18 protein-coding genes are annotated in these 20,795 nt (G+C 72.4%); 9 read left to right on the top strand and 9 right to left on the bottom strand.

Annotated elements, in window-relative coordinates; translation table 11 throughout:
- Positions 1–200: 200 nt before the first annotated feature.
- Positions 201–989, bottom strand: coding sequence for a hypothetical protein (locus ACZ31C_RS03715; protein WP_465794038.1), 789 nt, complete (start codon positions 987–989; stop codon positions 201–203).
- A 76-nt stretch (positions 990–1,065) separates the two neighbouring features.
- A complete protein-coding gene (locus ACZ31C_RS03710) occupies positions 1,066–1,770 on the bottom strand; it encodes an NUDIX hydrolase (protein ID WP_465794037.1) in 705 nt (234 codons plus the stop codon).
- 74 nt (positions 1,771–1,844) lie between these two features.
- Between ACZ31C_RS03710 and ACZ31C_RS03705 the strand changes: the two genes are divergently transcribed.
- Entirely contained in the window at positions 1,845–2,906 is a 1,062-nt protein-coding gene (locus tag ACZ31C_RS03705; protein WP_465794036.1) for an SPFH domain-containing protein, read from the top strand.
- The gene (locus tag ACZ31C_RS03700; RefSeq protein ID WP_396744050.1) at positions 2,903–3,844 is read left to right on the top strand and encodes a hypothetical protein; all 942 of its coding nucleotides are present in this window, start codon (positions 2,903–2,905) and stop codon (positions 3,842–3,844) included. Before ACZ31C_RS03705 ends, ACZ31C_RS03700 begins: the two co-directional genes overlap by 4 nt.
- A gap of 5 nt (positions 3,845–3,849) precedes the next feature.
- Here the strand turns inward: ACZ31C_RS03700 and ACZ31C_RS03695 are convergent, their stop codons facing one another.
- The 3 genes from ACZ31C_RS03695 to ACZ31C_RS03685 all read right to left on the bottom strand — a co-directional run bounded on the left by ACZ31C_RS03695 (position 3,850) and on the right by ACZ31C_RS03685 (position 8,647).
- Positions 3,850–5,070, bottom strand: coding sequence for a hypothetical protein (locus ACZ31C_RS03695; RefSeq protein ID WP_465794035.1), 1,221 nt, complete (start codon positions 5,068–5,070; stop codon positions 3,850–3,852).
- A 71-nt stretch (positions 5,071–5,141) separates the two neighbouring features.
- Complete coding sequence (locus tag ACZ31C_RS03690; protein WP_465794034.1) at positions 5,142–6,821, bottom strand: GTPase family protein; 1,680 nt, start codon at positions 6,819–6,821, stop codon at positions 5,142–5,144.
- A gap of 5 nt (positions 6,822–6,826) precedes the next feature.
- Positions 6,827–8,647, bottom strand: a complete 1,821-nt coding sequence (locus ACZ31C_RS03685) for an ABC transporter (protein WP_465794033.1) — start codon at positions 8,645–8,647, stop codon at positions 6,827–6,829.
- 219 nt (positions 8,648–8,866) lie between these two features.
- On the opposite strand from ACZ31C_RS03685, the gene dnaK reads away from it, so the two are divergent.
- The 5 genes from dnaK to ACZ31C_RS03660 all read left to right on the top strand — a co-directional run bounded on the left by dnaK (position 8,867) and on the right by ACZ31C_RS03660 (position 13,786).
- Positions 8,867–10,765, top strand: coding sequence for a molecular chaperone DnaK (dnaK, locus tag ACZ31C_RS03680; RefSeq protein WP_465794032.1), 1,899 nt, complete (start codon positions 8,867–8,869; stop codon positions 10,763–10,765).
- Between the two features lie 48 nt (positions 10,766–10,813).
- Complete coding sequence (gene grpE / locus ACZ31C_RS03675) at positions 10,814–11,575, top strand: nucleotide exchange factor GrpE (protein WP_465794031.1); 762 nt, start codon at positions 10,814–10,816, stop codon at positions 11,573–11,575.
- An 84-nt stretch (positions 11,576–11,659) separates the two neighbouring features.
- A complete protein-coding gene (dnaJ, locus tag ACZ31C_RS03670) occupies positions 11,660–12,838 on the top strand; it encodes a molecular chaperone DnaJ (RefSeq protein ID WP_465794030.1) in 1,179 nt (392 codons plus the stop codon).
- A gap of 28 nt (positions 12,839–12,866) precedes the next feature.
- Positions 12,867–13,304 (top strand): heat shock protein transcriptional repressor HspR, encoded by a 438-nt coding sequence (locus ACZ31C_RS03665; protein ID WP_350697629.1) that lies wholly within the window; start codon positions 12,867–12,869, stop codon positions 13,302–13,304.
- 209 nt (positions 13,305–13,513) lie between these two features.
- Positions 13,514–13,786 (top strand): hypothetical protein, encoded by a 273-nt coding sequence (locus ACZ31C_RS03660; RefSeq protein WP_465794029.1) that lies wholly within the window; start codon positions 13,514–13,516, stop codon positions 13,784–13,786.
- 278 nt (positions 13,787–14,064) lie between these two features.
- Here the strand turns inward: ACZ31C_RS03660 and ACZ31C_RS03655 are convergent, their stop codons facing one another.
- The 3 genes from ACZ31C_RS03655 to ACZ31C_RS03645 all read right to left on the bottom strand — a co-directional run bounded on the left by ACZ31C_RS03655 (position 14,065) and on the right by ACZ31C_RS03645 (position 16,046).
- The gene (locus tag ACZ31C_RS03655) at positions 14,065–14,493 is read right to left on the bottom strand and encodes a hypothetical protein (RefSeq protein ID WP_465794028.1); all 429 of its coding nucleotides are present in this window, start codon (positions 14,491–14,493) and stop codon (positions 14,065–14,067) included.
- 187 nt (positions 14,494–14,680) lie between these two features.
- Positions 14,681–15,889: a cation:proton antiporter gene (locus ACZ31C_RS03650; protein WP_465794027.1), complete on the bottom strand. Its 1,209-nt coding sequence runs from the start codon at positions 15,887–15,889 to the stop codon at positions 14,681–14,683.
- A 7-nt stretch (positions 15,890–15,896) separates the two neighbouring features.
- Complete coding sequence (locus tag ACZ31C_RS03645) at positions 15,897–16,046, bottom strand: hypothetical protein (protein WP_465794026.1); 150 nt, start codon at positions 16,044–16,046, stop codon at positions 15,897–15,899.
- Between the two features lie 31 nt (positions 16,047–16,077).
- Between ACZ31C_RS03645 and ACZ31C_RS03640 the strand changes: the two genes are divergently transcribed.
- Positions 16,078–17,193 (top strand): hypothetical protein, encoded by a 1,116-nt coding sequence (locus ACZ31C_RS03640; RefSeq protein WP_465794025.1) that lies wholly within the window; start codon positions 16,078–16,080, stop codon positions 17,191–17,193.
- 229 nt (positions 17,194–17,422) lie between these two features.
- On the opposite strand, the gene ACZ31C_RS03635 is transcribed toward ACZ31C_RS03640, so the two are convergent.
- Entirely contained in the window at positions 17,423–17,983 is a 561-nt protein-coding gene (locus ACZ31C_RS03635; protein WP_465794024.1) for a Fic family protein, read from the bottom strand.
- Between the two features lie 166 nt (positions 17,984–18,149).
- On the opposite strand from ACZ31C_RS03635, the gene clpB reads away from it, so the two are divergent.
- Positions 18,150–20,741 (top strand): ATP-dependent chaperone ClpB, encoded by a 2,592-nt coding sequence (gene clpB, locus ACZ31C_RS03630; protein ID WP_465794023.1) that lies wholly within the window; start codon positions 18,150–18,152, stop codon positions 20,739–20,741.
- Positions 20,742–20,795: the final 54 nt, after the last annotated feature.

Below are 20,795 nucleotides of genomic sequence, written 5' to 3'. Positions count from 1 at the left end.
GGCGGGCCCCCGAACCAGCTCAGGCGGTCCGCCGGGGCCGCGTCGACGGCCCCGGCCAGGGTCGACGACGAGGAGTGCGCGGTGTCCGAACCAGGTGAGGGTCCCGGGGGGCCGTTCCTCGGCCGACACCGGGCACCCGGCGGCTATCGCCGGGTGGTGGGCACCCACCGTGCCGCGCGTACCGCCACGCCGTCGCGGGGCTACCTGCTGACCGTGGCGCTGCTCGCCGGTACGGCCTCGATGCCGGTGCTGGCCGCGATCAGCACCGGGTCGGCGACGGTCGGCAGCACCGCCCTGCCGGGCAGCAGCACGCCGCCGTTCATCCCGACGCCCTCGGTCGGCCCGGTGGTGATCCCGCCGCCGCCCGGCGGTATCCCGACGACCGTGCCACCCGCGCTGCCGTCGGTCGGCCCGGCCGCACCGCCCGCCGACCCCGGTCCGGAGCGGCGTCCGATGCCGGCCGCCCTGCCGTACGCGCCGCCGCCGGGCCACCGCCCGGAGCCGCCGGCCCCGCTGCCCGCGCCCCGGCCGCCCGCCACCACGCCGGCCCCGGTGCCCACCCCGACGCCGAGCCATACGCCGAGGCCCACCCCCTCGCCGAGTCCGTCGCCGCCGACCGCCTCGCCCTCGCCGTCGCCCTCGCCGACCGATCCGCCCTCCTCCCCGACGGCGTCGGTCGACCCGAGCATCTCCACCGACCCGGGCACCACGCCGGACCCGTCGGAGTCCACCGGCCCGACCGCCTCGACCGATCCGACCGCCTCGACCGATCCGACCGCCTCGACCGATCCGACCGCCTCGGACGGACCGACGGAGACGGGTGACCCGCCGTCAGGCGGCCCGACCACCTCGGGTGACCCGGCCGATCCGATCGACCCGCCGTCCAGCCTCCTGCCCGGGCCGGTGCTGCCGCCGTTCGACGGCAACGGCCACGCCCGGTCGCGCGCCCGGTTCCGGCTGCGGAAGCGGGGGTGTGCGTCGGAGTCCACCGGGCCCGCGTCCGGGCGTTGAGGGCCGCCTGAACGGTCGGAGCCACGCGCGCACAAGCGCTGCGGGTCCGGTGCTTCAGCCCTCGCTCGGGCGTGGTGGGTCGGGTCGCAGCATCGGTGGGTGCAGGATCACGGCCGGTCCGCGTCGGAACAGTTGTGCCGGTCGACCCCGTTCGCCCTCGGTGGAGCGGCCGACCGGGTCCAGGAAGCCCGGTGTGCTGGTCACCTTGCGGTGGAAGTTGCGCGGGTCGAGGGACGTCCCCCAGACCGTCTCATAGACCGCCCGGAGCTGGGCCACCGTGAACTCGGGCGGGCAGAACGCGGCGGCCAACGGGGTGTACTCCAGTTTGGCCCGGGCCCGTTCCAGGCCGTCGGCCAGGATCCGCTCGTGGTCGAAGGCGAGCTGACCGGGGACCAGCCGCGCCAGCGGGAGCCAGTCGGCCGAGGCGGCGTCCGTACCGGCCACCGGGTTGGCCTGGTCGGGCAGGAGCGCCAGCCAGGCCACGGTGACGACCCGGCCGCGCGGGTCCCGGTCGGGACGGCCGTACGTGCCGAGTTGCTCCAGGTGCCCGGCCGGCTCGGCCAGGCCGGTCTCCTCGGCCAACTCCCGGGTGGCGGCGTCGGCCAGGTCCTCGTCGATCCCGACGAACCCGCCGGGCAGCGCCCACCTGTTCAGGTACGGCTCGATGCCGCGCCGGACCAGCAGGACGCAGAGCTGCTCCGCGCGCACGGTCAGCACGACCAGGTCGACGGTCACCGCGAACGGCGGGTACTCGGTCATCTCTTTATCACCACCTTGACGACAAAGTAGCAGACCCTTTATCGTCATGGAGACGACAAAGGGAGGCGAGAGTCATGGCCGACGTGACGAGGCGACTGTTCCTGCGCCACCTGCGTGGCACTCCGACCAGTTGGGTGCGCCTGCACGTGGGCGGCCGGATCCGTCGCGAAGGAGTGGGCCAGTCGTTCTGGTACCGCCCACTGCGAGCGGTGCTCAGCGAGGTGCCGGTGGACGACCGCGAGCTGCCGCTGCTCTTCCACGCCCGCACCGGCGACTTCGCCGACATCACCGTGCAGGCCACCGTCACCTACCGCGTCGCCGACCCGGCGCTGGCCGCCGGTCGGCTCGACTTCTCGGTCGACCCGCGCACCGGCAAGGCCCGGGCCCGCCCGCTGGACCAGGTGGCCACCCTGCTGGCCGAGCTGGCCCAGCAACCCGCGCTCGACCTGCTCGCCCGGGTGCCGCTGGCCGAGGCACTGACCACCGTCGCGCCGGTCCGCGAGGCGGTCTCCGACGCGTTGGCCACCGAGGCCCGGCTGGCCGACATCGGGGTGGCCGTGGTCAGCGCCCGGGTGGTGGCGATCCGGCCCGAGCCGGAGCTGGAACGTGCCTTGCAGACCCCCACCCGGGAGGCGGTGCAGGTCCAGGCCGACCGGGCTACGTACGCCCGTCGGGCGCAGGCCGTCGAGCAGGAACGCGCGATCGCCGAGAACGAACTCCAGAACAAGATCGAGCTGGCCCGGCGTGAGCAGCAGCTCGTCGAGCAGCACGGGGCGAACACCCACCGCCGGGCCGAGCTGGAGGCCGCCGCCGAACTGGCCGCCGCCCAGGGCCGGGCCGAGCGGGACAAGGTGACCGACGCCGCTGCCGCCGACCGGGCTCGGGTGCTCGCCGCCGCCGAGGCCGAGAAGGACCGGATGCTGGCCGCCGCGAAGGCCGAAGGCGTACGCGCCGTCGGGCACGCCGAGGCCGAGGCGGAGGCGGCCCGCCTGGCCGCGTACGCCGAGCTACCGCCGGAGGTGCTGCGGGCCCTGACCGTCCAGGAACTCGCCGGTCAGTTGCCGCAGATCGGCCAGCTCACCGTCACGCCGGACATGCTGACCGACCTGCTCGGTCGGCTGGCACCCGGCCGATGAGCGCCGACCGGGGCCCCGACGGGTGGGCCGGACCGGGGCTGGCCCCCCGCGTGGTGGTGGTCAGCCGACGCAGCGAGCTGGACGAGCTGCTGGCCCGGCACGGCACCCGGGCCGCCGCCGAGTGGTACCTGGCCGCCCGGGGACGGTCGCTGACCGAGGTGATCGACCGGCACGAGGCACTGGCGGCGGCGCTGACCACCGTCGGTGCCGCCGTGCCGGCGGACTGGCGACGCGGCGCGGTGGACCGCGACGACCTGCCGCGCTTCCTGTTCGCGCCGGAGGACGTCGTGGTCGCCGTCGGGCCGGACGGTCTGGTCGCGAACGTGGCGAAGTACCTGACCGGGCAGCCGGTGATCGGGGTCGACCCGGAGCCGGGCCGCAACGCCGGAGTGCTGGTCCGGCACCGGGCGGACGGGCTGGCCGCGCTACTGCCGGCGGTGGCGGCGCAGCGCGCGACGACCCGATCCCGGGCGATGGTCCGCGCCGCCCTGGATGACGGGCAGGAACTCCTCGGCCTCAACGAGGTGTACGTCGGCCATGCCTCCCACCAGTCCGCTCGCTACCTGCTCTCGGTGCCGGTGGACGGGCGGGAGCGCCGGGAACGGCACTCCTCCTCCGGCGTGGTGGTGGGCAGCGGTACGGGGGCGACCGGCTGGTGCGCGTCCATCGCGCGGGACCGTCCGGGGGCGCCGCGCCCACCCGCGCCGGAGGAGGCGGCCCTGTGCTGGTTCGTCCGGGAGGCGTGGCCGTCCCCGGTGACCGGGGTGAGCCTCACCGCCGGCCGCCTCGACGACGGCGACCGGCTGGAGTTGACCGCCGAGTCCGACGGCCTGGTGGTCTTCGCCGACGGGTTGGAGGCCGACCGGCTCACGCTCGACTGGGGGCAGCGCCTCACCGTCGACGTCGCACCCCGCCGACTCACCCTGGTCGAGCCGTGACGCGGTCAGCCGTCGTCGGCGAGGCGGTGCCGGTTGGCCTCGATCCAGGCGTCCAGGGCGGCCGGGTCGTCCGGGTCGACGCCGTCGGCCATCAACTGGGCGACGGCGGCGGTCGCCGGGCTGCGCCGCTCACCGGTGGCGTAGAGCCGGACGAACTCCGGCACCATCTCCTCGATCCCGGTGTCCGTCGCGGACACCGCCGACGCCGGCAGTCCCCGCTTGCGGGCCGCGTACGCGGTGAAGGCGCGCAACACCCGGGGCAGCATCGCCGCGTCGTCCATGTCCAGTACGGCCCGCCGGTGCACCCAGTCGAGCAGGAACAGCCCGGCCACGGTGGGGCTCCACCGCAGCGGGTCGGTGTCCGGGAAGGTGGCCGCGTGGTCGAGCAGCAGGCCCAGGCAGAAGTGCAGGGAAGCGAGATCCCCGCCGTCGATGCTGTCCAGCCCGGCCCGCGCCGCCTCCGGCGAGGCCAGGAAACGTCGGATCAGGTCGGACCGCTCGGTCTCCGTGAGCGGTTCGTCGTCCGGCCGGTCCGATGCCGACGGTGTGGCCGGTAGCAACGCCAGCCGGGCCCCGACCAGGGCGCGGTCGGTGGCGAGCGAGCCCGCGCCCGGCAACTGCCCCAGGCGGTCGGTCACCGCCAGGTGGCGGCCCACCTCGTCACGCATCCGGGCCGGTTCCTCCTCCCGGAACCAGGTCAGCTCGTCGTCGGCGCAGAGCTGCCGGACCTGGTCGAGGATCCGGGCGGCCGGCCCGCCGACGAAGACGTCCTTGGTGATGCCGATGTTGTGGTCGACCAGGGCCACCAGCGCGTGCTCCGGCCCGCCGGTGGCGTCGTCGTAGGCGAAGGTGGCCAGGTAGGAGGTCTGGTCGCCGTACACGTCGCCGTACGCCCAGGCGCCGGTGAGGTGCACCTTGCCGAGCTGCCCGGACCAGGCCGGTGCGGTGGCGCCGGGGCGTACCCGGTCGGCGCCGGTGGCGTCCGGGACCAGAGCGGCGAAGACCGCGCGGACGGTGGTCGCCGCGGCGGTCCGCCGTCGCGAGGTGGCGGCGAGGAAGCCGCCCACGAACTCGCGGATCGCCGTCTCCCGGTCGGTCTCCGCCACCTCGTAGACGCTGCCCAGCAGTGCCGCGCCGAGCATCTCCGCGTCCAGCGCCGTATCGAGCTTGGTCACGTCGCGAGCGGCATGCAGCACCGCGTCGTAAGGGGTCTGTGGCGTGGCCATGACCCGACACTACGCCGCCGGTCACGCAGTCATGTGCCGAGCCAACCGACCGGCGTGGCCCCGACCGAGGCTCAGCGGTGCCGGGCGACCTCCAGCACGGTCCGAGCGTCGGCGTGCGCGGCGATCACCGCTCGCACCGGTGACAGCACGTACTCGTCGCCGACCTGGCCCATCGCCCTGGTCAGCCGGTCCTCGGCCCGACGGCGCGCGCGGCGGGCGGCCCACCGGCTGATCGGCCGGGTCAGGGCGGCCAGCAGCAGCCCGGACAGCAACCCGCCGAGCAGCAGCAGCGTCGGCACTGGCACCGCGCCGACCATCGGATGCTCCAACTCGGGCAGCCCCAGGATCCGTAGCGCGTAGCCCAGGAACAGCCAGCCCAACCCGGCCACCGCAGCGATGGTCACCACCCACTGCAATCCGCCGACCAGGCGCCACCAGGTGCGGGGACGGTTCAGTCCCAGGTCGGTGCCGGCGAGCGCGCGGTCCAGCGCGTCCGGCAGGTCGGCGAGGCGCGAGCGGGCCGCCGCGCTCACCGCCGCCGGCCAGGCGCTCGGCAGTCCCTCACCGGCCCGCTCCGCCACCGTACGCAGCGCCAGGGCCAGCGCCGACTTGTCGGCCGCACCGGGCTCGGGTACGGACGTCGCGGCGGCCAGGACCTGCTCGGGGTCGTCGGCGCCGGGCTGCGGACCGGTCAGGTGCAGTCGGCGCAGCGGATCGGGGCGCAGCCGCCGCCAGAACCGCACCAGCGGCCAGCCGGTGCGCGACGCGGCCCGGTGCCGGTACGCCTGCTCGACCGCACTGAGCACGGTCGGCACCCCGGCCACCGCGCTCAACGCCCGGTCCAGCTTGGCCACTGCGGGATCGTCGGCGGCGAGGGCCGACCGGGGTGCCCCGACCATGCCGTCCAACGTGTCCACGACCGCGTCCAGGTCGCCGGTGAGGCGGCGCAGTGCCGCCTGCCGTTCGGCGACCGTGCGTTCCAACTCCGTCCGCAGCACCTCGTGGCCGCTCGGGTCGACGATCGTGGTGGCCAGCAGCGGCACGCCGTCCAGCCCGTCCGCGTCGAGCAGTCGGCGCAGGTCGGCCAGCACCCGGGGCACCTCGGCGGGGGGCAACCGGTCGGCCTGGTTGAGCACGACCAGGGTGACGTCCCGGTGCCGCTGGAACTCGCGCAGGTAGGCGGCGTGCACCACCCGGTCGGCGTACTTCTCCGGGTCGACCACCCAGATCACCAGGTCGACCAGGCCGAGCAGCCGGTCCACCTCCAGGCGGTGCGCGTGCTGCACCGAGTCGAAGTCCGGCAGGTCGAGCAGGATCAGCCCGTGCAGGGTGGACTCGTCGTCGCCGTCGAGCAGGCTCTCCCGGACGAACCGGTGCTTGGGCAGCACGCCGAGCCAGTCGAGCAACCGGGCGCCGCCGTCGAGCGGGCCCCACACGCAGGCGTGGGTCACACCGGTGGTCGGGCGGCGTACCCCGACCGGCGACAGGTTCCTGCCGGCCATCGCGTTGAACAGGCTCGACTTGCCGCTGCCGGTGGCACCGGCCAGCGCGACCACGGTGTGGTCACGGGAGAGCGACAACCGGGTGCCGGCCCGTTCCACCAGGGTGCGCGCCGGGCTCAGCGGGGTGTCGGGAAGGTATCCGTCGACGAGGCCGAGGAAGCGGTGCACCGCCTCCAACCGGGCCACCAACTGGTCCGCATCCACCCGTCCGTCGCTGATCCGCAACGCCTCGCGGAGGCGTCCCCCCATGCCCATCACGCCGCCGCCCCACTGCGATCGTCCGTGGCGAAACCGCTGCGCGTCCGGGCCGCCTCCACCTGGGCGGCCGCCTCGCGCAGCGCCGTCGCGTGCCGGGCCGCCGGCCGGGCCTGGTCGGTCCGGCCCAGATACCGGGCGGCCTCCTCGTCGAGCAGCGCGCGTACCCGGTCCAGCAGGTCCTCCCGAGCCTTCGCGGCCAGCGTACGCACGGCCTGGTCACCGAAGATCGCCTGAAGTACGGCCTGGCCGGCGACGGTGGTGCCGGCCCCGGTGGCGACCTCCAGGCCGGTCGGGATGAACGCCGTCGAGGCGAACACCGCGATCATGACGGCCAGCCCGGTGGCGTTGACCGCGTACGCCGCCGTGCGGGCCACGAAACGCCGGTCACCACCCTCGGCCCGGACCAGCTCCAGCACCCCGCGTTGCCAGTCCCGGACCAGCCGCTCGGCCCGCTCGGGCAGGTCGGCCGAGTGGTGTGCCAGATCCGGCGTGAGCAGTGCGGCACCCGCCGGATGCGCCTTCCACCCGGTGTGCGCGTGCTCGGCCGCCTCGGCCGCCACGCCCCGCAGCAACGTCGTCAACTGGGACTCGATGGCGTCGCGCAACTCCACGGCGGGAGCCGGACGTCGGCTGAACGTCGCCGTGAGGCGGTCGCGCAGCCGCCCGATCCGCGCTTCCAGGCTGCGGAAGAAGTCGCTGGTGCCGATGAACTCCTGCCACCGGGCCAGCACCTCGCCCCGGAGCAGCCGCCCGTCGCGCAGACCCTGCTCGACCATCCGGTTCGCGGCCCGGTAGGCGGCCAGCACCCGTTCGTCGAGGGCGTCGGCGGAGGTCACCTGCTCGTCGGCGGCGACGGCCAGACTCTCGACCGACGGCGCCAGCGCGGCCAGCGCGCCACCCAAGGTCTGCCGGACCACCGCCGCGCGGGCGTCCGCGTCGGCGGCCAGCCGGGCGAACCAGTCCGCCAGCGGCGCGGTGACCCGGTCCGGCAGCAGCCCCTGGCCGTCGACCCAGGTCTCCGGCAGGACGAACAGCGGTGCCGCGCCGAGGTCCTGCTCGGCCAGCATCTCGGCGAGATGGGCGGCGACCTCGTCGGTGGCCTCGGCGGGCACCCGGTCGAGCACCAGCGCGATGACCGCGCCCCGGGCCCGCGCCCCGTGTAGCAGCTCCCAGGGCACGGCGTCGGCGTACCGGGCGGCGGTGGTGACGAAGAGCCAGAGGTCGGCGGCGGCGAGCAGTTGGTTGGCCAGCGCGCGGTTGGCGTCGACCACCGAGTCGATGTCGGGGGCGTCCAGGAACGCCAGCCCGGGGGCCAGTGCCGGGGCGGTGACCAGATGCAGCGAGCGGGGGTCGTCGCTGGGCTGGTTGGTGCGGGTCAGCCCGGGGAGGAGCTCTCCGCGACGGAACCAGGGCGAGTCGGCCGGATTGCAGACCAGGACCGGCGAGCGGGTGGTCGGCCGCAGCACCCCGGCGGCGCTGACCCGCGCCTGGACCAGGCTGTTGACCAGGGTCGACTTGCCTGCGCCGGTCGATCCGCCGACGACCACCAGCAGCGGCGCGTCGAGGCGGGAGAGCCGGGGTATCAGGTAGTCGTCAAGTTGGTCGGCGAGAGCGGCGGCGGTCCGGCCGGCGGGCTCCGCCGAGGGCAGGACCAGCGGGAAACGCGCCGCTCCGATCGCGGCCCGCAGGCTGGTCAGCGCGTCGGGCAGGGCGTCGTCCCCGAATGCCGCGGGCCGGTCCTCCCCGCCGGTGGAGCCGGTGCGGGCTGCGACGGCGGGCGTGCCGAAAGGTGAGGCGGAATCGCCGTTCGTCGTCACCGCTAAAGCGTGCCCGACCGACACAAGGTAAGACAACCAGTCGGTATCGAACGGTGACTTGCGCCAACCCGACTCAACCTTGACTTGACGATTCCGGGAGGCGTGGCACTATTGAGTCAAGTTCACTCAACTTGAGGTGGGGTCGCTGTGGGCGGCGCCGCCGGTCAGGGCGACGGGGGGCCCGTCACCTGCACAACGTTACGAAGCGAGGAAGCGAAGATGGCACGTGCGGTCGGTATCGACCTCGGCACGACGAACTCCTGCGTCAGCGTCCTGGAGGGCGGTGAGCCCACCGTCATCGCCAATGCCGAGGGCTCGCGGACGACCCCGTCGATCGTCGCGTTCGCCCGCAACGGCGAGGTGCTCGTCGGCGAGGTGGCCAAGCGCCAGGCGGTGACGAACCCGGACCGGACGATCCGCTCGGTCAAGCGGGAGATCGGCACCAACTGGTCCGTCGACATCGACGGCAAGAAGTACACCCCGCAGGAGATCTCGGCCCGGACGCTGATGAAGCTCAAGCGGGACGCCGAGGCGTACCTGGGCGAGCAGATCACCGACGCGGTGATCACCGTCCCGGCGTACTTCAACGACGGCCAGCGTCAGGCCACCAAGGAGGCCGGTGAGATCGCCGGCTTCAACGTGCTGCGGATCGTGAACGAGCCGACCGCGGCCGCCCTGGCGTACGGCCTGGACAAGGGCTCCAAGGAGCAGACCGTCCTGGTCTTCGACCTCGGTGGCGGCACCTTCGACGTGTCCCTGCTGGAGCTGGCCGAGGGCGTCATCGAGGTCAAGTCGACCAGCGGTGACAACCTGCTCGGCGGTGACGACTGGGACCAGCGCATCATCGACCACCTGGTGAAGACCTTCCGGGGCGAGCACGGCATCGACCTGTCGCAGGACAAGATGGCGCTCCAGCGGCTCAAGGAGGCCGCCGAGAAGGCCAAGATCGAGCTGTCCGCCGCCACCACCAGCAACATCAACCTGCCGTACATCACCGCCGGCTCCGCCGGCCCGCTGCACCTGGACGTGACGCTCAGCCGCGCCGAGTTCCAGCGGATGACGCAGGACCTGCTGGACCGCTGCAAGGGCCCGTTCGAGCAGGCGGTCAAGGACGCCGGGATCAAGGTCTCGGACGTCGAGCACGTGATCCTGGTCGGTGGCTCGACCCGGATGCCGGCCGTGACCGAGCTGGTCAAGCAGCTCACCGGCCGCGACCCGAACAAGGGCGTCAACCCGGACGAGGTCGTCGCCGTCGGCGCCGCCCTCCAGGCCGGCGTGCTCAAGGGCGAGGTCAAGGACGTCCTGCTGCTCGACGTGACCCCGCTGAGCCTGGGCATCGAGACCAAGGGCGGCATCTTCACCAAGCTGATCGAGCGCAACACCACCATCCCGACCAAGCGGTCCGAGGTGTTCACCACCGCCGACGACAACCAGCCGTCGGTGCTGATCCAGGTCTTCCAGGGTGAGCGCGAGATCGCCGCGTACAACAAGAAGCTCGGCACCTTCGAGCTGACCGGTCTCCCGCCGGCTCCGCGTGGCGTGCCGCAGATCGAGGTCACCTTCGACATCGACGCCAACGGCATCGTCAACGTGCACGCGAAGGACCTGGGCACCGGCAAGGAGCAGAAGATGACCATCACCGGCGGCTCCTCGCTGCCGAAGGATGACATCGAGCGGATGCGCCGGGACGCCGAGGAGCACGCCGAGGAGGACAAGCGCCGTCGCGACGAGGCCGAGAGCCGCAACGTCGCCGAGGCCCTCCAGTGGCAGACCGAGAAGTTCCTCGCCGAGAACGGCGACAAGCTGCCCGCCGAGAACCGCGACAAGCTGAACGAGGCGCTCGGTGAGCTGCGCGGCGCACTCGGTGGCAGCGACATCGATAAGATCAAGTCGGCACACGAGCGGCTGGCGCAGGTCTCGCAGGAGGCGGGCTCGCTGCTCTACGCGCAGCAGGCCGAGCAGGCTCCGGGCGGCGAGGCGGGCGGCGCGGCCGGTGCTGCCGGTGCGGGAGCTGCCGGTGCCGGTGCGGCCGGTGCCACCGGCGGTCCGGCCGGCGGTGCACGGCCCGGCCAGGACGATGTGGTCGACGCGGAGATCGTGGACGAGGACAAGAAGTGACGGTCCTGGTCGAGGCGATCTGCACGGGCAAAGGGATGAGGTAGTCGTATGACGGAGAAGCCACGAGCCGCTGACCCGGGCGACACCGGGTCGGCGCCGGGTGGCTCGGCGTCCGAGCCGACCGCCGGCGAGACGCCGCGCGTCGTCATCCGCAACAACCGCAAGATCAACCAGACCCGCGAGCCGGAGGGGACGGCGGCTGACGCCGGCTCCGACGTGTCGGCCGAGGGGCTGGTCGAGGACGCCGAGGTCGTGGTCGACGCGATCGAGGTCGAGGCCGAGGCGCTGAGCGAGCCGACCACCGAGGGCCCGCCCGTGGTGGACTCCCCGGCCAAGCCGGTCGGGCAGCCGTCCGAGGCGGCCGGTCGCGGGCTCGGTGCCGAGGTGGAGGCGCTCCGCGCCGACCTGGAGGAGCGCACTCGGGACCTGCAACGGGTGACCGCCGAGTACGCCAACTACCGCAAGCGGGTCGAGCGGGACCGTGGTCTGGTCACCGAGCAGGCGACCGGCTCGGTGCTGGCCGCGCTGCTGCCGATCCTGGACGACCTGGACCGGGCCCGGGAACACGGCGACCTGGTCGGTCCGTTCGGATCGGTGGCCGAGCAACTCACCACCGCGCTGGGCAAGTTCGGGCTGACCCCGTTCGGCGAGCAGGGCGACCCGTTCGACCCGACGCTGCACGAGGCCGTGGCGCACCAGACCTCGGCCGACGTCACCGAGCCCACCTGCGTGCAGGTGATGCGTCGGGGCTACCAGATCGGTGAGCGGCTGTTGCGGCCCGCGATGGTCGCGGTCGCCGACCCGGAATAGTGCACGACGGTGACCGGGCCGTTCCACCCGCCGAACTCCGGCGGGCGGGACGGCCCGGAGCCGGAGGTGGGGAGGAGGTGGACGGTGAGTTCCAAGGACTGGATCGAGAAGGACTACTACGCGGTCCTGGGCGTGGCGAAGACCGCCTCCGCTGACGAGATCAAGAAGGTGTACCGCAAGCTCGCCCGCGAGTCGCACCCGGACCACAACCCCGGCGACCCCAAGGCCGAGGAGCGCTTCAAGTCGGTCTCCGAGGCGTACGCGGTGCTCGGTGACGACGCCAAACGCCGCGAGTACGACGAGATGCGCTCGCTGTTCGGCTCCGGCGCGTTCCGGCGCGGTGCCCGCCCGGGTGGCCAGCCCGGGGGCATGCCGTTCGACGTCTCCGACCTGTTCGGCAACGCGCAGTCGGCCAGCGGTGGCCGGTTCGCCGGTGGCGGCATCTCGGACCTGTTCAGCTCGATCTTCTCGGGCGGCGCGGGTGGTGCAGGCGCTACCGGCCCGGCCCGGGGACGCGACATCGAGACCGAGGTGGCGCTCGACTTCGACGACGCGGTCCGGGGGGTGACCCTGCCGCTGACGTTGCGGGCACCGGGGGTCTGCGACACCTGCCACGGCAACGGTGCGAAGCCGGGCACGGTGCCGAGGACCTGCCAGGTCTGCCACGGTGCCGGGGTGAACCACCGCAACCAGGGTGCGTTCAGCCTCGCCGAGCCCTGCCGCAACTGTCAGGGCGCCGGGACCGTGGTGGACGAGAAGTGCCCGGAGTGCCAGGGCACGGGCGGCGTCACCAAGGCCCGTACGCTCAACGTCCGTTTCCCGGCCGGAGTGGCCGACGGGCAGCGGATCCGGCTGGCGGGCCGGGGCGAGCCGGGCGAGCGCGGCGGCCCGGCGGGAGACCTGTTCGTGCACGTCAAGGTGCGGCCGGACGAGCTGTTCGGGCGCTCCGGGGACGACCTCACGCTGACCGTGCCGATCACCTTCACCGAGGCGGTGCTCGGCACCGACCTGCGGGTGCCGACGCTCGACGGCGCGGTGACCCTGCGGGTGCCGGCGGGTACGCCGAGCGGGCGGATCCTGCGGGCCCGGGGCAAGGGGGTCAGCCGCCGGGACGGCCAGACCGGGGACCTGCTCGTCACGCTCGACGTGGTGGTGCCGGCCCGGGTCTCCGACGAGGCACGCGCGGCCCTGGAGACGTTCGCCGCGCAGACCCCGCCGGCGGCGCGAGAACATCTCGACGCGCGGGTGCGTCGGAGCGGATGATGGGTGAAGCGGTGCGGAGGTGAACGGGATGGACGGGTTCGTCGGTTCGGATGACCCCACCTACGAGGCCAAGGTGCTGATGATCTCGGTCGCGGCGCGGATGGCGGGGATGCACCCGCAGACGTTGCGACAGTACGACCGGCTCGGCCTGGTGCAGGCCGGCCGGGCGGCCGGTGGCGGTCGCCGCTACAGCGTGCGGGACGTGGTCCTGCTGCGCGAGGTGCAGCGGCTCAGCCAGGACGACGGCGTCAACCTGGCCGGGATCAAGCGGATCATCGGCCTGGAGCGGCTGTTCGAGCAGGCACAGCAGCGGGTCGCCCACCTGGAGGCCGAGCTGGAGGCCGCGTACCGCCGGATCGCCGAGCTGGAGTCGCTGGCCCGCTTCCCCGGGCGCGACCTGGTGCCGACCAACCAGACCTCCACGGCCCTGGTGGTCTGGCGTCCCCGACGCAGCCCCGGCCGCTGACGATCGATATCCGGCCCCGACGCGGTGACAACCGCGCCGGGGCCGTCTCGTGTCTGCGCTCGGGGCGGGATCGTGTGTTCGCTAGGGGCGGGACCTTGTGTTCGCGGCCAGGACCCGGCCGAATCCACCCCGTCCCCAGCCCGTCTCCGTTACCCTGAAAATCAGGTCCAAACAACTCAATCCGGACTTCGGCGCTGGCAGGGGGAGCCATGACGGACGCGGCGAAGAAGGTGGCCGAGCAGGCGGAACACCGGCTCGACAGGTTGTCCGAGAACGTCCAACGGCGATTCGACCGGATCACCAAGGGACGGTTCGCCGACCAGGTCCGCAGCGGTCGTTTCAGCGGCCAGGGCGGCCGGTCCACCGGCCCCGCCCCGTCGGGCAGCCGGTCCGCCGGCCCGGACCAGGGCCGAGCCGGTCACGGTGCCGGCCGGGTGCGGACCGACCAGCACCGCCGAGAACACGGCGGCCCACCCCGCTGAGGGGCCACAACGTACGGGCCGGGAGCCACGGGGGCTCCCGGCCCGTTCTCGTTCCCGTTCCACCGCACGTAACGGCACTTCGCCTACCGCAAGCGGCACCCCCGCCCGGCCCCCGACAGACGTCAACCCTCCCGAGGCCGGCAGGCGACGGCACGTCCGCCAGTCAGGTGTGGCCCTACCGTGCCCGGCGCAGGGATCAAGCCTGACCGCCCGGAGCCGGGCACGGTAGGGCCACACCCCCACAGCAACGGTAGGGCCACACCCCCCACAGCAAGCACCTAAAGCCGCCGCCCCTCGCGAACCAACCCACCTTCGCACCACTCGCGATACACGAACAGCTCCGGCCGGGACAGCAACATCCGGCTGTTGTGCGCCCAGGTGCGCATCATCTCGTCGCCGTTGCGCTCGGCCTGGTCGACCAGCTTGCGGAAGCGTCGCTTCGGGTGGGCCCGGAAGTTCGTCCGGATCCCGTCGGCGGCATAGATGTAGAGGCAGTGTAGCGCGAACCGGCGGGCCGGGCAGTGCGCGTCCATCGCCAGGTCGAACAGCGTCATCACCAGCCGGTCGCCGGAGACCAGCAGGTCCCAGTCGGGTGGCATGGACGTCAACGGCACCGAGTCGGGCTGGTACGCCCACGATCGCAACTCCGCCGGACTCGGGTCGACGGGGTTGGCGAAGCCGTGGAACGTTGATTCCTGCACGCTCACCGGCCAACCTTCCGTTCGCGTCGGCGCCGAGGCGTCCGCCCCCCGCGAACCCCGGCTGCTGGGGCGAAACGGTAACGCGGTACCCGTGAGTACGGGTAGCCCCTACAGAAAGCAATTCGGCATCGGTTGCCTGGCTGGGGTGGCCCGGACGGCCTGCGATCACTTTCAGTCAAGGCATCGTTACCGGTCATGGTCGATCCGGCGTTGCCGCCCCGGCTTGCTGCGTCGCCGCCCGCCGCCGCGACCAGCGCTTGAACCAGGCGGCATCGGGCAGTCGGGCCAGCACCGGACCGGTCACCACCGTGATCAATACGTACGTGGCGGCCAAAGCGGCCAGTTTCGGCGAAACGGTGCCAGCGCTCACCGCGAGGCCGGCGATGACGATGGAGAACTCCCCTCGGGGCACGAGGGTCAACCCGGCCCGCCAGCGTCCCGGCTCGGTGATGCCGACCCGTCTCGCGGCCAGGTAGCCGGTCAGCGTCTTGGTGGCGATGGTGACCAGGGCGAGCAGGACTGCGGGCAGCAGCACCGGCGGAATGTGCCGAGGGTCGGTGGCGAGCCCGAAGAAGACGAAGAAGACAGCGGCGAACAGGTCGCGCAACGGCGTCAGCAACTCGGTGGCGTGGTGGGCCACCGGCCCGGAGAGCGCGATGCCGACCAGGAAGGCGCCGACCGCCGCCGACACCTGGAGCTTCGCGGCGACCCCGGCGACCAGCAGGGTCAGCCCGAGCACGCCCAGCAGCAGCGACTCGGGGTGGTCGGCGGACATGGCCCGGGAGACGAGATCCCCGTATCGGAGCGCCACCACCAGCACGACGACCACCGTCAGCACCGCGACGCCGAGCGCGACCCCACCCTTGACCAGCCCGACCCCGGCCAGCAACGCGGTCACCAGTGGCAGATAGAACGCCATCGCGAGGTCCTCGACCACCAGCACCGACAGGACCACCGGCGTCTCCCGGTTGCCGAGCCGGCCCAGGTCCGACAGGATCTTGGCGATCACGCCGGAGGACGAGATCCAGGTGATCCCGCCGAGCACCACCGCCGCCACCCAGCCCCACCCCAGCAGCAGCGCGAACGCGGCACCCGGCAGCGCGTTGAGCACCGCGTCGAGCACCCCTGCCGGTGCCGCCGCCCGCAGGTTGCCGACCAGTTCGTCGGCGGAGTACTCCAGGCCGAGCATCAGCAGCAGCAGGATCACGCCGATCTCCGCACCGATCGCGAAGAACTCCTCGCTGGCGTGCAACTCCAGCACGCCGCCGTGGCCGAGGACCAGACCGGCCAGCAGGTAGAGCGGGATCGGGGAGAGCCCGATCCGTCGGCCGAGCCGACCGAGCAGCCCGAGCAGGAACAGCAGCGCGCCGACCTGGATGAGCAGGTTGGTGAAGTCGTGCATCCGAGGCTCAGCCGACCGGTGAGCGCACGGCGGACGACCGGGACGCGCCGAGGACGTCCCGGCGGGAGAGTGCCCCCAGCGGGCGGCCGTATTCCGTCATCATGTCGTGGCGTACGCCGGTGCCCGGTTGAGCGGTCTGCTCGACGCGTGCTCGCACGGGCTCAGGCTACTCTCGCGACGGAGGCCGCATGACTGCCCGACGAACTCGTTGCCTGGCAGTTCTCCCGCTGTTCACGCTGCTGGCGGGATGCTCGATCGGCGACATCCGACGCAGCGCCCCCGCCCCCGAACCGCCGCAGGTCACCGCCGTTCCGGCGCCGGTCGCGGAGACTCGCACCACCCGCCTGGCCGTCCCGCAGCGGTACGCCCAACCGCAGATCGAGTTCGTCGACGCCGAGAACGGATACGCCCTCTTCGCCGCCTGCGACGACCAGACGCCCGCTCCGGACTGCCCGCCCCTGCTCTGGTCGACCCGGGACGGTGGCCGCTCCTGGCAGCAACTGCGCCACCCGCAGCCGGACACCACCCAGCAGCGGGACGGCGACGTCCAGCAGCTCTACACCGCCGAAGGGATCCTGGCCCTGCACGCCCCGCAGGTGGGATGGTGGACGTCCACCGATCGCGGAGACACCTTCCGGCACACCCCCGGTGAGGCCCCGCCCCGGGAGTGGCAGGCGGCCCAGGGGCGCTTCCAGCTCATCGAGAGCTCGGGAAAGGTGGGCCGCTGGACGGGACGCACACTCCGCCCGCTGCCTGTCCAGCCGAAGCTGCCGGTGGTGCAATCGATGGTGGAAACTGACTGGCAGTTCAACAGTAAGGAAAACTCGGGGCCGGTGGTGGCAGCCGGAGCCGACGACGACGGCCGGCCGCACGTCGCGATATCCATGGACGAGGGACGGAGTTGGCGGCCGACCTCGGTGAAGTTCGACGGTGCAGTGGGTGTGCTCCGAGTGGTGCGCGTACAGAGTGAGCTGTGGCTGGTCGGCGAGCGGCCCGATCGCACCGGGTTTCCGGCAGTGTGGCGGCATGGTCCCGTCTGGGAGAGGATGCCTGCCGAGGGACACCCGGAGACGGGGCAGGTCGTCCCGTTGGGTTTCGGAGTGGCTGCGGTCGTCGGTCCACGGGGCGCCGGTGCGCTGATCGGCAGTGGGTACGTCGACCTGCCCTGGCCGCTGACCAACGAACATCACCTGCGGATGCTCCCCGACAACACTCTCGTCGCCACTGGTCCGCAGTCCGTCCTGCTCGGCACCGGCCATGCCGGCGACCGCACCTGGACAGCAGTGATCATCGAGACGGAGTGACCCGCGTCGAGTAATCGCTCGGGTTCTACTCGGAACATCGCAGCCCCTGCACGACCCGGCTGCCGCGTTGACAGCACAGACGGTTCAGCTCGACAGGGCTCCCGGCAGACGTTGACCAGCGGCGGCGGTTCAGGAGGTCAGGCGTCGCCATGAGGCAGCCCTACCCAGGCCCTCCGACGCGATCGCGCCCTCTTGCCGTAGGCGATCCAGGGTGACGCGGATCGTCGGATCACTGACGCCGGGAAGGGCACGGCTCCAGCAGTGTCTGGTAGTAGGTGTCCGCACTCGTGGCGATCTGCTGCTCCAGGCTGACGTACCTGGGCACCGAGTAGCCCACGTCCATGAGTAGGGCGTTGGTGAGGGCTCGGGTCACCCTGCCGTTGCCGTCTTCGAACGGATGGACCACCAGAAGATCGAGAGCGAAGAGCCCGACCAGGAGTACGGGGTGATGCCGCTGCCCGGCGATCTCTGCCAGGTAGCGGTCGATCAGTTCGGCGACGAAGAACGGCGTGTCCGAGGCGCGGACCGGCCGGAACCGGACCGTCAGTTCGCCGCTGGCAGCCCTGTCCACGACCAGGTTGTCCTCGTCTTTGAACCGGCCTCCCTCAGCGGGGGTGTGCGCGAACAGCAGCCTGTGCAGGTGCAGCAGAAGTCCCGAGTTCAGTGGCTGCCACGACCGTTGGAACAGGTAGTCCTGGGCGTCTCGGTAGCCGGCGAGTTCCTGTTCGCTGCGAGTGCGGAGGTTGGCGACGCGTGCCCGGTCGGCCAACTGACTGAGGAGGCCCGGCAAACTACATAAAGTTCTGCCCCGATATGCAGATTATTAGTTTCTTTGGGTAGTTCCGCAGGGCTCGCGAATGGGGCGGAGTGGCGGATGTCACACCTCTGAGGTTGAGTGGAATAGGCTCAACTCTGGTTCTGTCGGTACCAGTGGACACACCGATCCAGGGGAGCCCATGAACACCGAACGCCTCACCACCAAGAGCCGCGAGACCATCACCGGCGCCGTCGCCCTGGCCAACCAGCGCGGCCACGCCACCGTGGAGCCGTGGCACCTGCTGCTGTCGCTGCTGGACACCGAGGGTTCGACCGCTGCCGGCCTGCTGCGCGCCGTCGGGGCCGACCCCGCCGAGCTGCGCCGGGCCGCACAGCGGGCGGTCGACGCGCTGCCCGCCGCGCGCGGCTCCAGCATCGCGGAGCCCACCCTGGCCCGCGAGTTCGTCAACGCCATCGGCGCCGCCGAGCAGATCGCCCGGCCGCTCGGCGACGAGTACACCTCCACCGAACACCTGCTGGCCGGGCTGGCCCGGGTCGGAGGCGCCGTCTCGGGTGCGCTCAAGTCCGCCGGTGCCACCGAGGAGACGCTGGTCGCCGCGTTCCCGACCGTGCGCGGCGGGGACCGTCGGGTCACCACCGCCGACCCGGAGCAGACCTACCAGGCGCTGGCCAAGTACGGCGTCGACCTGACCTCGAGCGCGCGGGACGGCAAGATCGACCCGGTGATCGGACGGGACTCCGAGATCCGCCGGGTGATCCAGGTGCTGTCCCGGCGTACCAAGAACAACCCGGTGCTGATCGGCGAACCCGGTGTCGGCAAGACCGCCATCGTCGAGGGCCTGGCCCAGCGGATCGTCGCCGGTGACGTACCCGAGTCGCTGCGGGACAAGAAGCTCGTCTCGCTCGACCTCGGTGCGATGGTCGCCGGTGCGCAGTACCGGGGTCAGTTCGAGGAACGCCTCAGGTCCGTCCTGGAGGAGATCAAGAACTCCGACGGGCAGGTCATCACGTTCCTCGACGAGTTGCACACGGTGGTCGGCGCGGGCAAGGGCGAGGGCTCGATGGACGCCGGCAACATGCTCAAGCCGATGCTGGCCCGGGGCGAGCTGCGCATGGTCGGCGCGACCACGCTGGACGAGTACCGCGAGCACATCGAGAAGGACCCGGCCCTGGAGCGACGCTTCCAGCCGGTGCTGGTCGGCGAACCCACCGTCGAGGACACCATCGGCATCCTGCGGGGGCTCAAGGAGCGCTACGAGGTCCACCACGGCGTACGCATCACCGACGCCGCCCTGGTCGCCGCCGCCGCGCTCTCCGACCGGTACATCACCGACCGGTTCCTGCCGGACAAGGCGATCGACCTGGTCGACGAGTCGGCGTCCCGGCTCCGGATGGAGATCGACTCCCGGCCGGTCGAGGTGGACGAGATCGAGCGGGCGGTACGCCGGCTGGAGATCGAGGAGATGGCGCTGGCCAAGGAGCCGGACGCCGCCTCCGCCGAGCGCCTGGAACGGCTGCGCAAGGAGCTGGCAGACAAGCGTGAGCAGCTCACCGTGCTCTCCGAGCGCTGGCACCTGGAAAAGAGCCACATCACCAAGCTCTCCACCGCCAAGGAGGAGCTGGAGCGGTTGGGTGGCGAGGCCGAGCGGGCCGAGCGTGACGGCGAGCTGGAACGCGCCGCCGAGCTGCGTTACGGGCGCATCCCCTCCCTCCAGACCGAGCTGACGAAGGCCGAGGAGGAACTGGCCCGGTTGCAGTCCGCAGGCGCGATGCTCAAGGAGGAGGTCGGCGCGGACGACATCGCCGCGGTCGTCGCCTCCTGGACCGGCATCCCCGCCGGTCGACTGTTGGAGGGCGAGACCGCCAAGCTGCTCCGGATGGAGGAGTCGCTGCGCGAGCGCGTCGTCGGCCAGGCCGAGGCGGTCGGCGCGGTCTCCGACGCGGTACGCCGGGCCCGTGCCGGTGTCGCCGACCCGGACCGCCCGACCGGCAGCTTCCTCTTCCTCGGCCCGACGGGTGTGGGCAAGACCGAGCTGGCCAAGGCGCTCGCCGAGTTCCTCTTCGACGACGAGCGGGCGATGGTCCGCATCGACATGAGCGAGTACGGCGAGAAGCACTCGGTGGCCCGTCTGGTCGGCGCTCCGCCCGGCTATGTCGGCTATGAGGAGGGCGGTCAGCTCACCGAGGCGGTACGTCGCCGGCCGTACTCGGTGATCCTGCTCGACGAGGTGGAGAAGGCTCACCCGGACGTCTTCGACATCCTGCTCCAGGTGCTCGACGACGGCCGGCTCACCGACGGTCAGGGTCGTACCGTCGACTTCCGCAACGCGATCCTGATCCTCACCTCGAACCTCGGGTCGGCGGTGATCAGCGACCTGACCCTCGCCGAGGAGCAGCGCCGGGAGGGCGTCCTCGCGGTGGTCCGTTCGCACTTCAAGCCGGAGTTCCTCAACCGGCTCGACGACATCGTGGTCTTCGCCGCACTCCAGGGCGACGACCTGCGCTCCATCGTGGACATCCAGTTGGCCCGCCTGCGCAAGCGACTGGCCGACCGCCGGCTCTCGCTGGACGTCACCGACGCGGCGCGGGGCTGGCTCGCCGAGCACGGGTACGACCCGATCTACGGTGCCCGGCCGCTGCGTCGACTGGTTCAGTCGGCGATCGGTGACCAGCTCGCGAAGGCGCTGCTCGCCGGCCAGATCCGCGACGGCGACACGGTGCGGGTGGAACTCGCCGCCGCCAAGGACGGCCTGTCGGTGAGCGCCGCCTGACCCGTACCCACGACGTCGGACCTCCGCCGCCGCCCCGCCTCAGCGGGCGGCGGC

The sequence above is a fragment of the Micromonospora sp. NPDC023869 genome, assembly GCF_055559695.1.
Note: the sequence above shows the minus strand (reverse complement) of the source record. Positions and strands in the feature narration are given on the sequence as shown.

What these genes read in the sequence shown, in the direction of transcription:
- ACZ31C_RS03710 (WP_465794037.1), bottom strand. Translation starts at nt 1,770, where the DNA reads ATGACCGAGTACCCGCCGTTCGCGGTGACCGTCGACCTGGTCGTGCTG.
- ACZ31C_RS03705 (WP_465794036.1), top strand. Translation starts at nt 1,845, where the DNA reads ATGGCCGACGTGACGAGGCGACTGTTCCTGCGCCACCTGCGTGGCACT.
- ACZ31C_RS03700 (WP_396744050.1), top strand. Translation starts at nt 2,903, where the DNA reads ATGAGCGCCGACCGGGGCCCCGACGGGTGGGCCGGACCGGGGCTGGCC.
- ACZ31C_RS03695 (WP_465794035.1), bottom strand. Translation starts at nt 5,070, where the DNA reads ATGGCCACGCCACAGACCCCTTACGACGCGGTGCTGCATGCCGCTCGC.
- ACZ31C_RS03690 (WP_465794034.1), bottom strand. Translation starts at nt 6,821, where the DNA reads ATGGGGGGACGCCTCCGCGAGGCGTTGCGGATCAGCGACGGACGGGTG.
- dnaK (WP_465794032.1), top strand. Translation starts at nt 8,867, where the DNA reads ATGGCACGTGCGGTCGGTATCGACCTCGGCACGACGAACTCCTGCGTC.
- grpE (WP_465794031.1), top strand. Translation starts at nt 10,814, where the DNA reads ATGACGGAGAAGCCACGAGCCGCTGACCCGGGCGACACCGGGTCGGCG.
- ACZ31C_RS03665 (WP_350697629.1), top strand. Translation starts at nt 12,867, where the DNA reads ATGGACGGGTTCGTCGGTTCGGATGACCCCACCTACGAGGCCAAGGTG.
- ACZ31C_RS03660 (WP_465794029.1), top strand. Translation starts at nt 13,514, where the DNA reads ATGACGGACGCGGCGAAGAAGGTGGCCGAGCAGGCGGAACACCGGCTC.
- ACZ31C_RS03650 (WP_465794027.1), bottom strand. Translation starts at nt 15,889, where the DNA reads ATGCACGACTTCACCAACCTGCTCATCCAGGTCGGCGCGCTGCTGTTC.
- ACZ31C_RS03640 (WP_465794025.1), top strand. Translation starts at nt 16,078, where the DNA reads ATGACTGCCCGACGAACTCGTTGCCTGGCAGTTCTCCCGCTGTTCACG.
- clpB (WP_465794023.1), top strand. Translation starts at nt 18,150, where the DNA reads ATGAACACCGAACGCCTCACCACCAAGAGCCGCGAGACCATCACCGGC.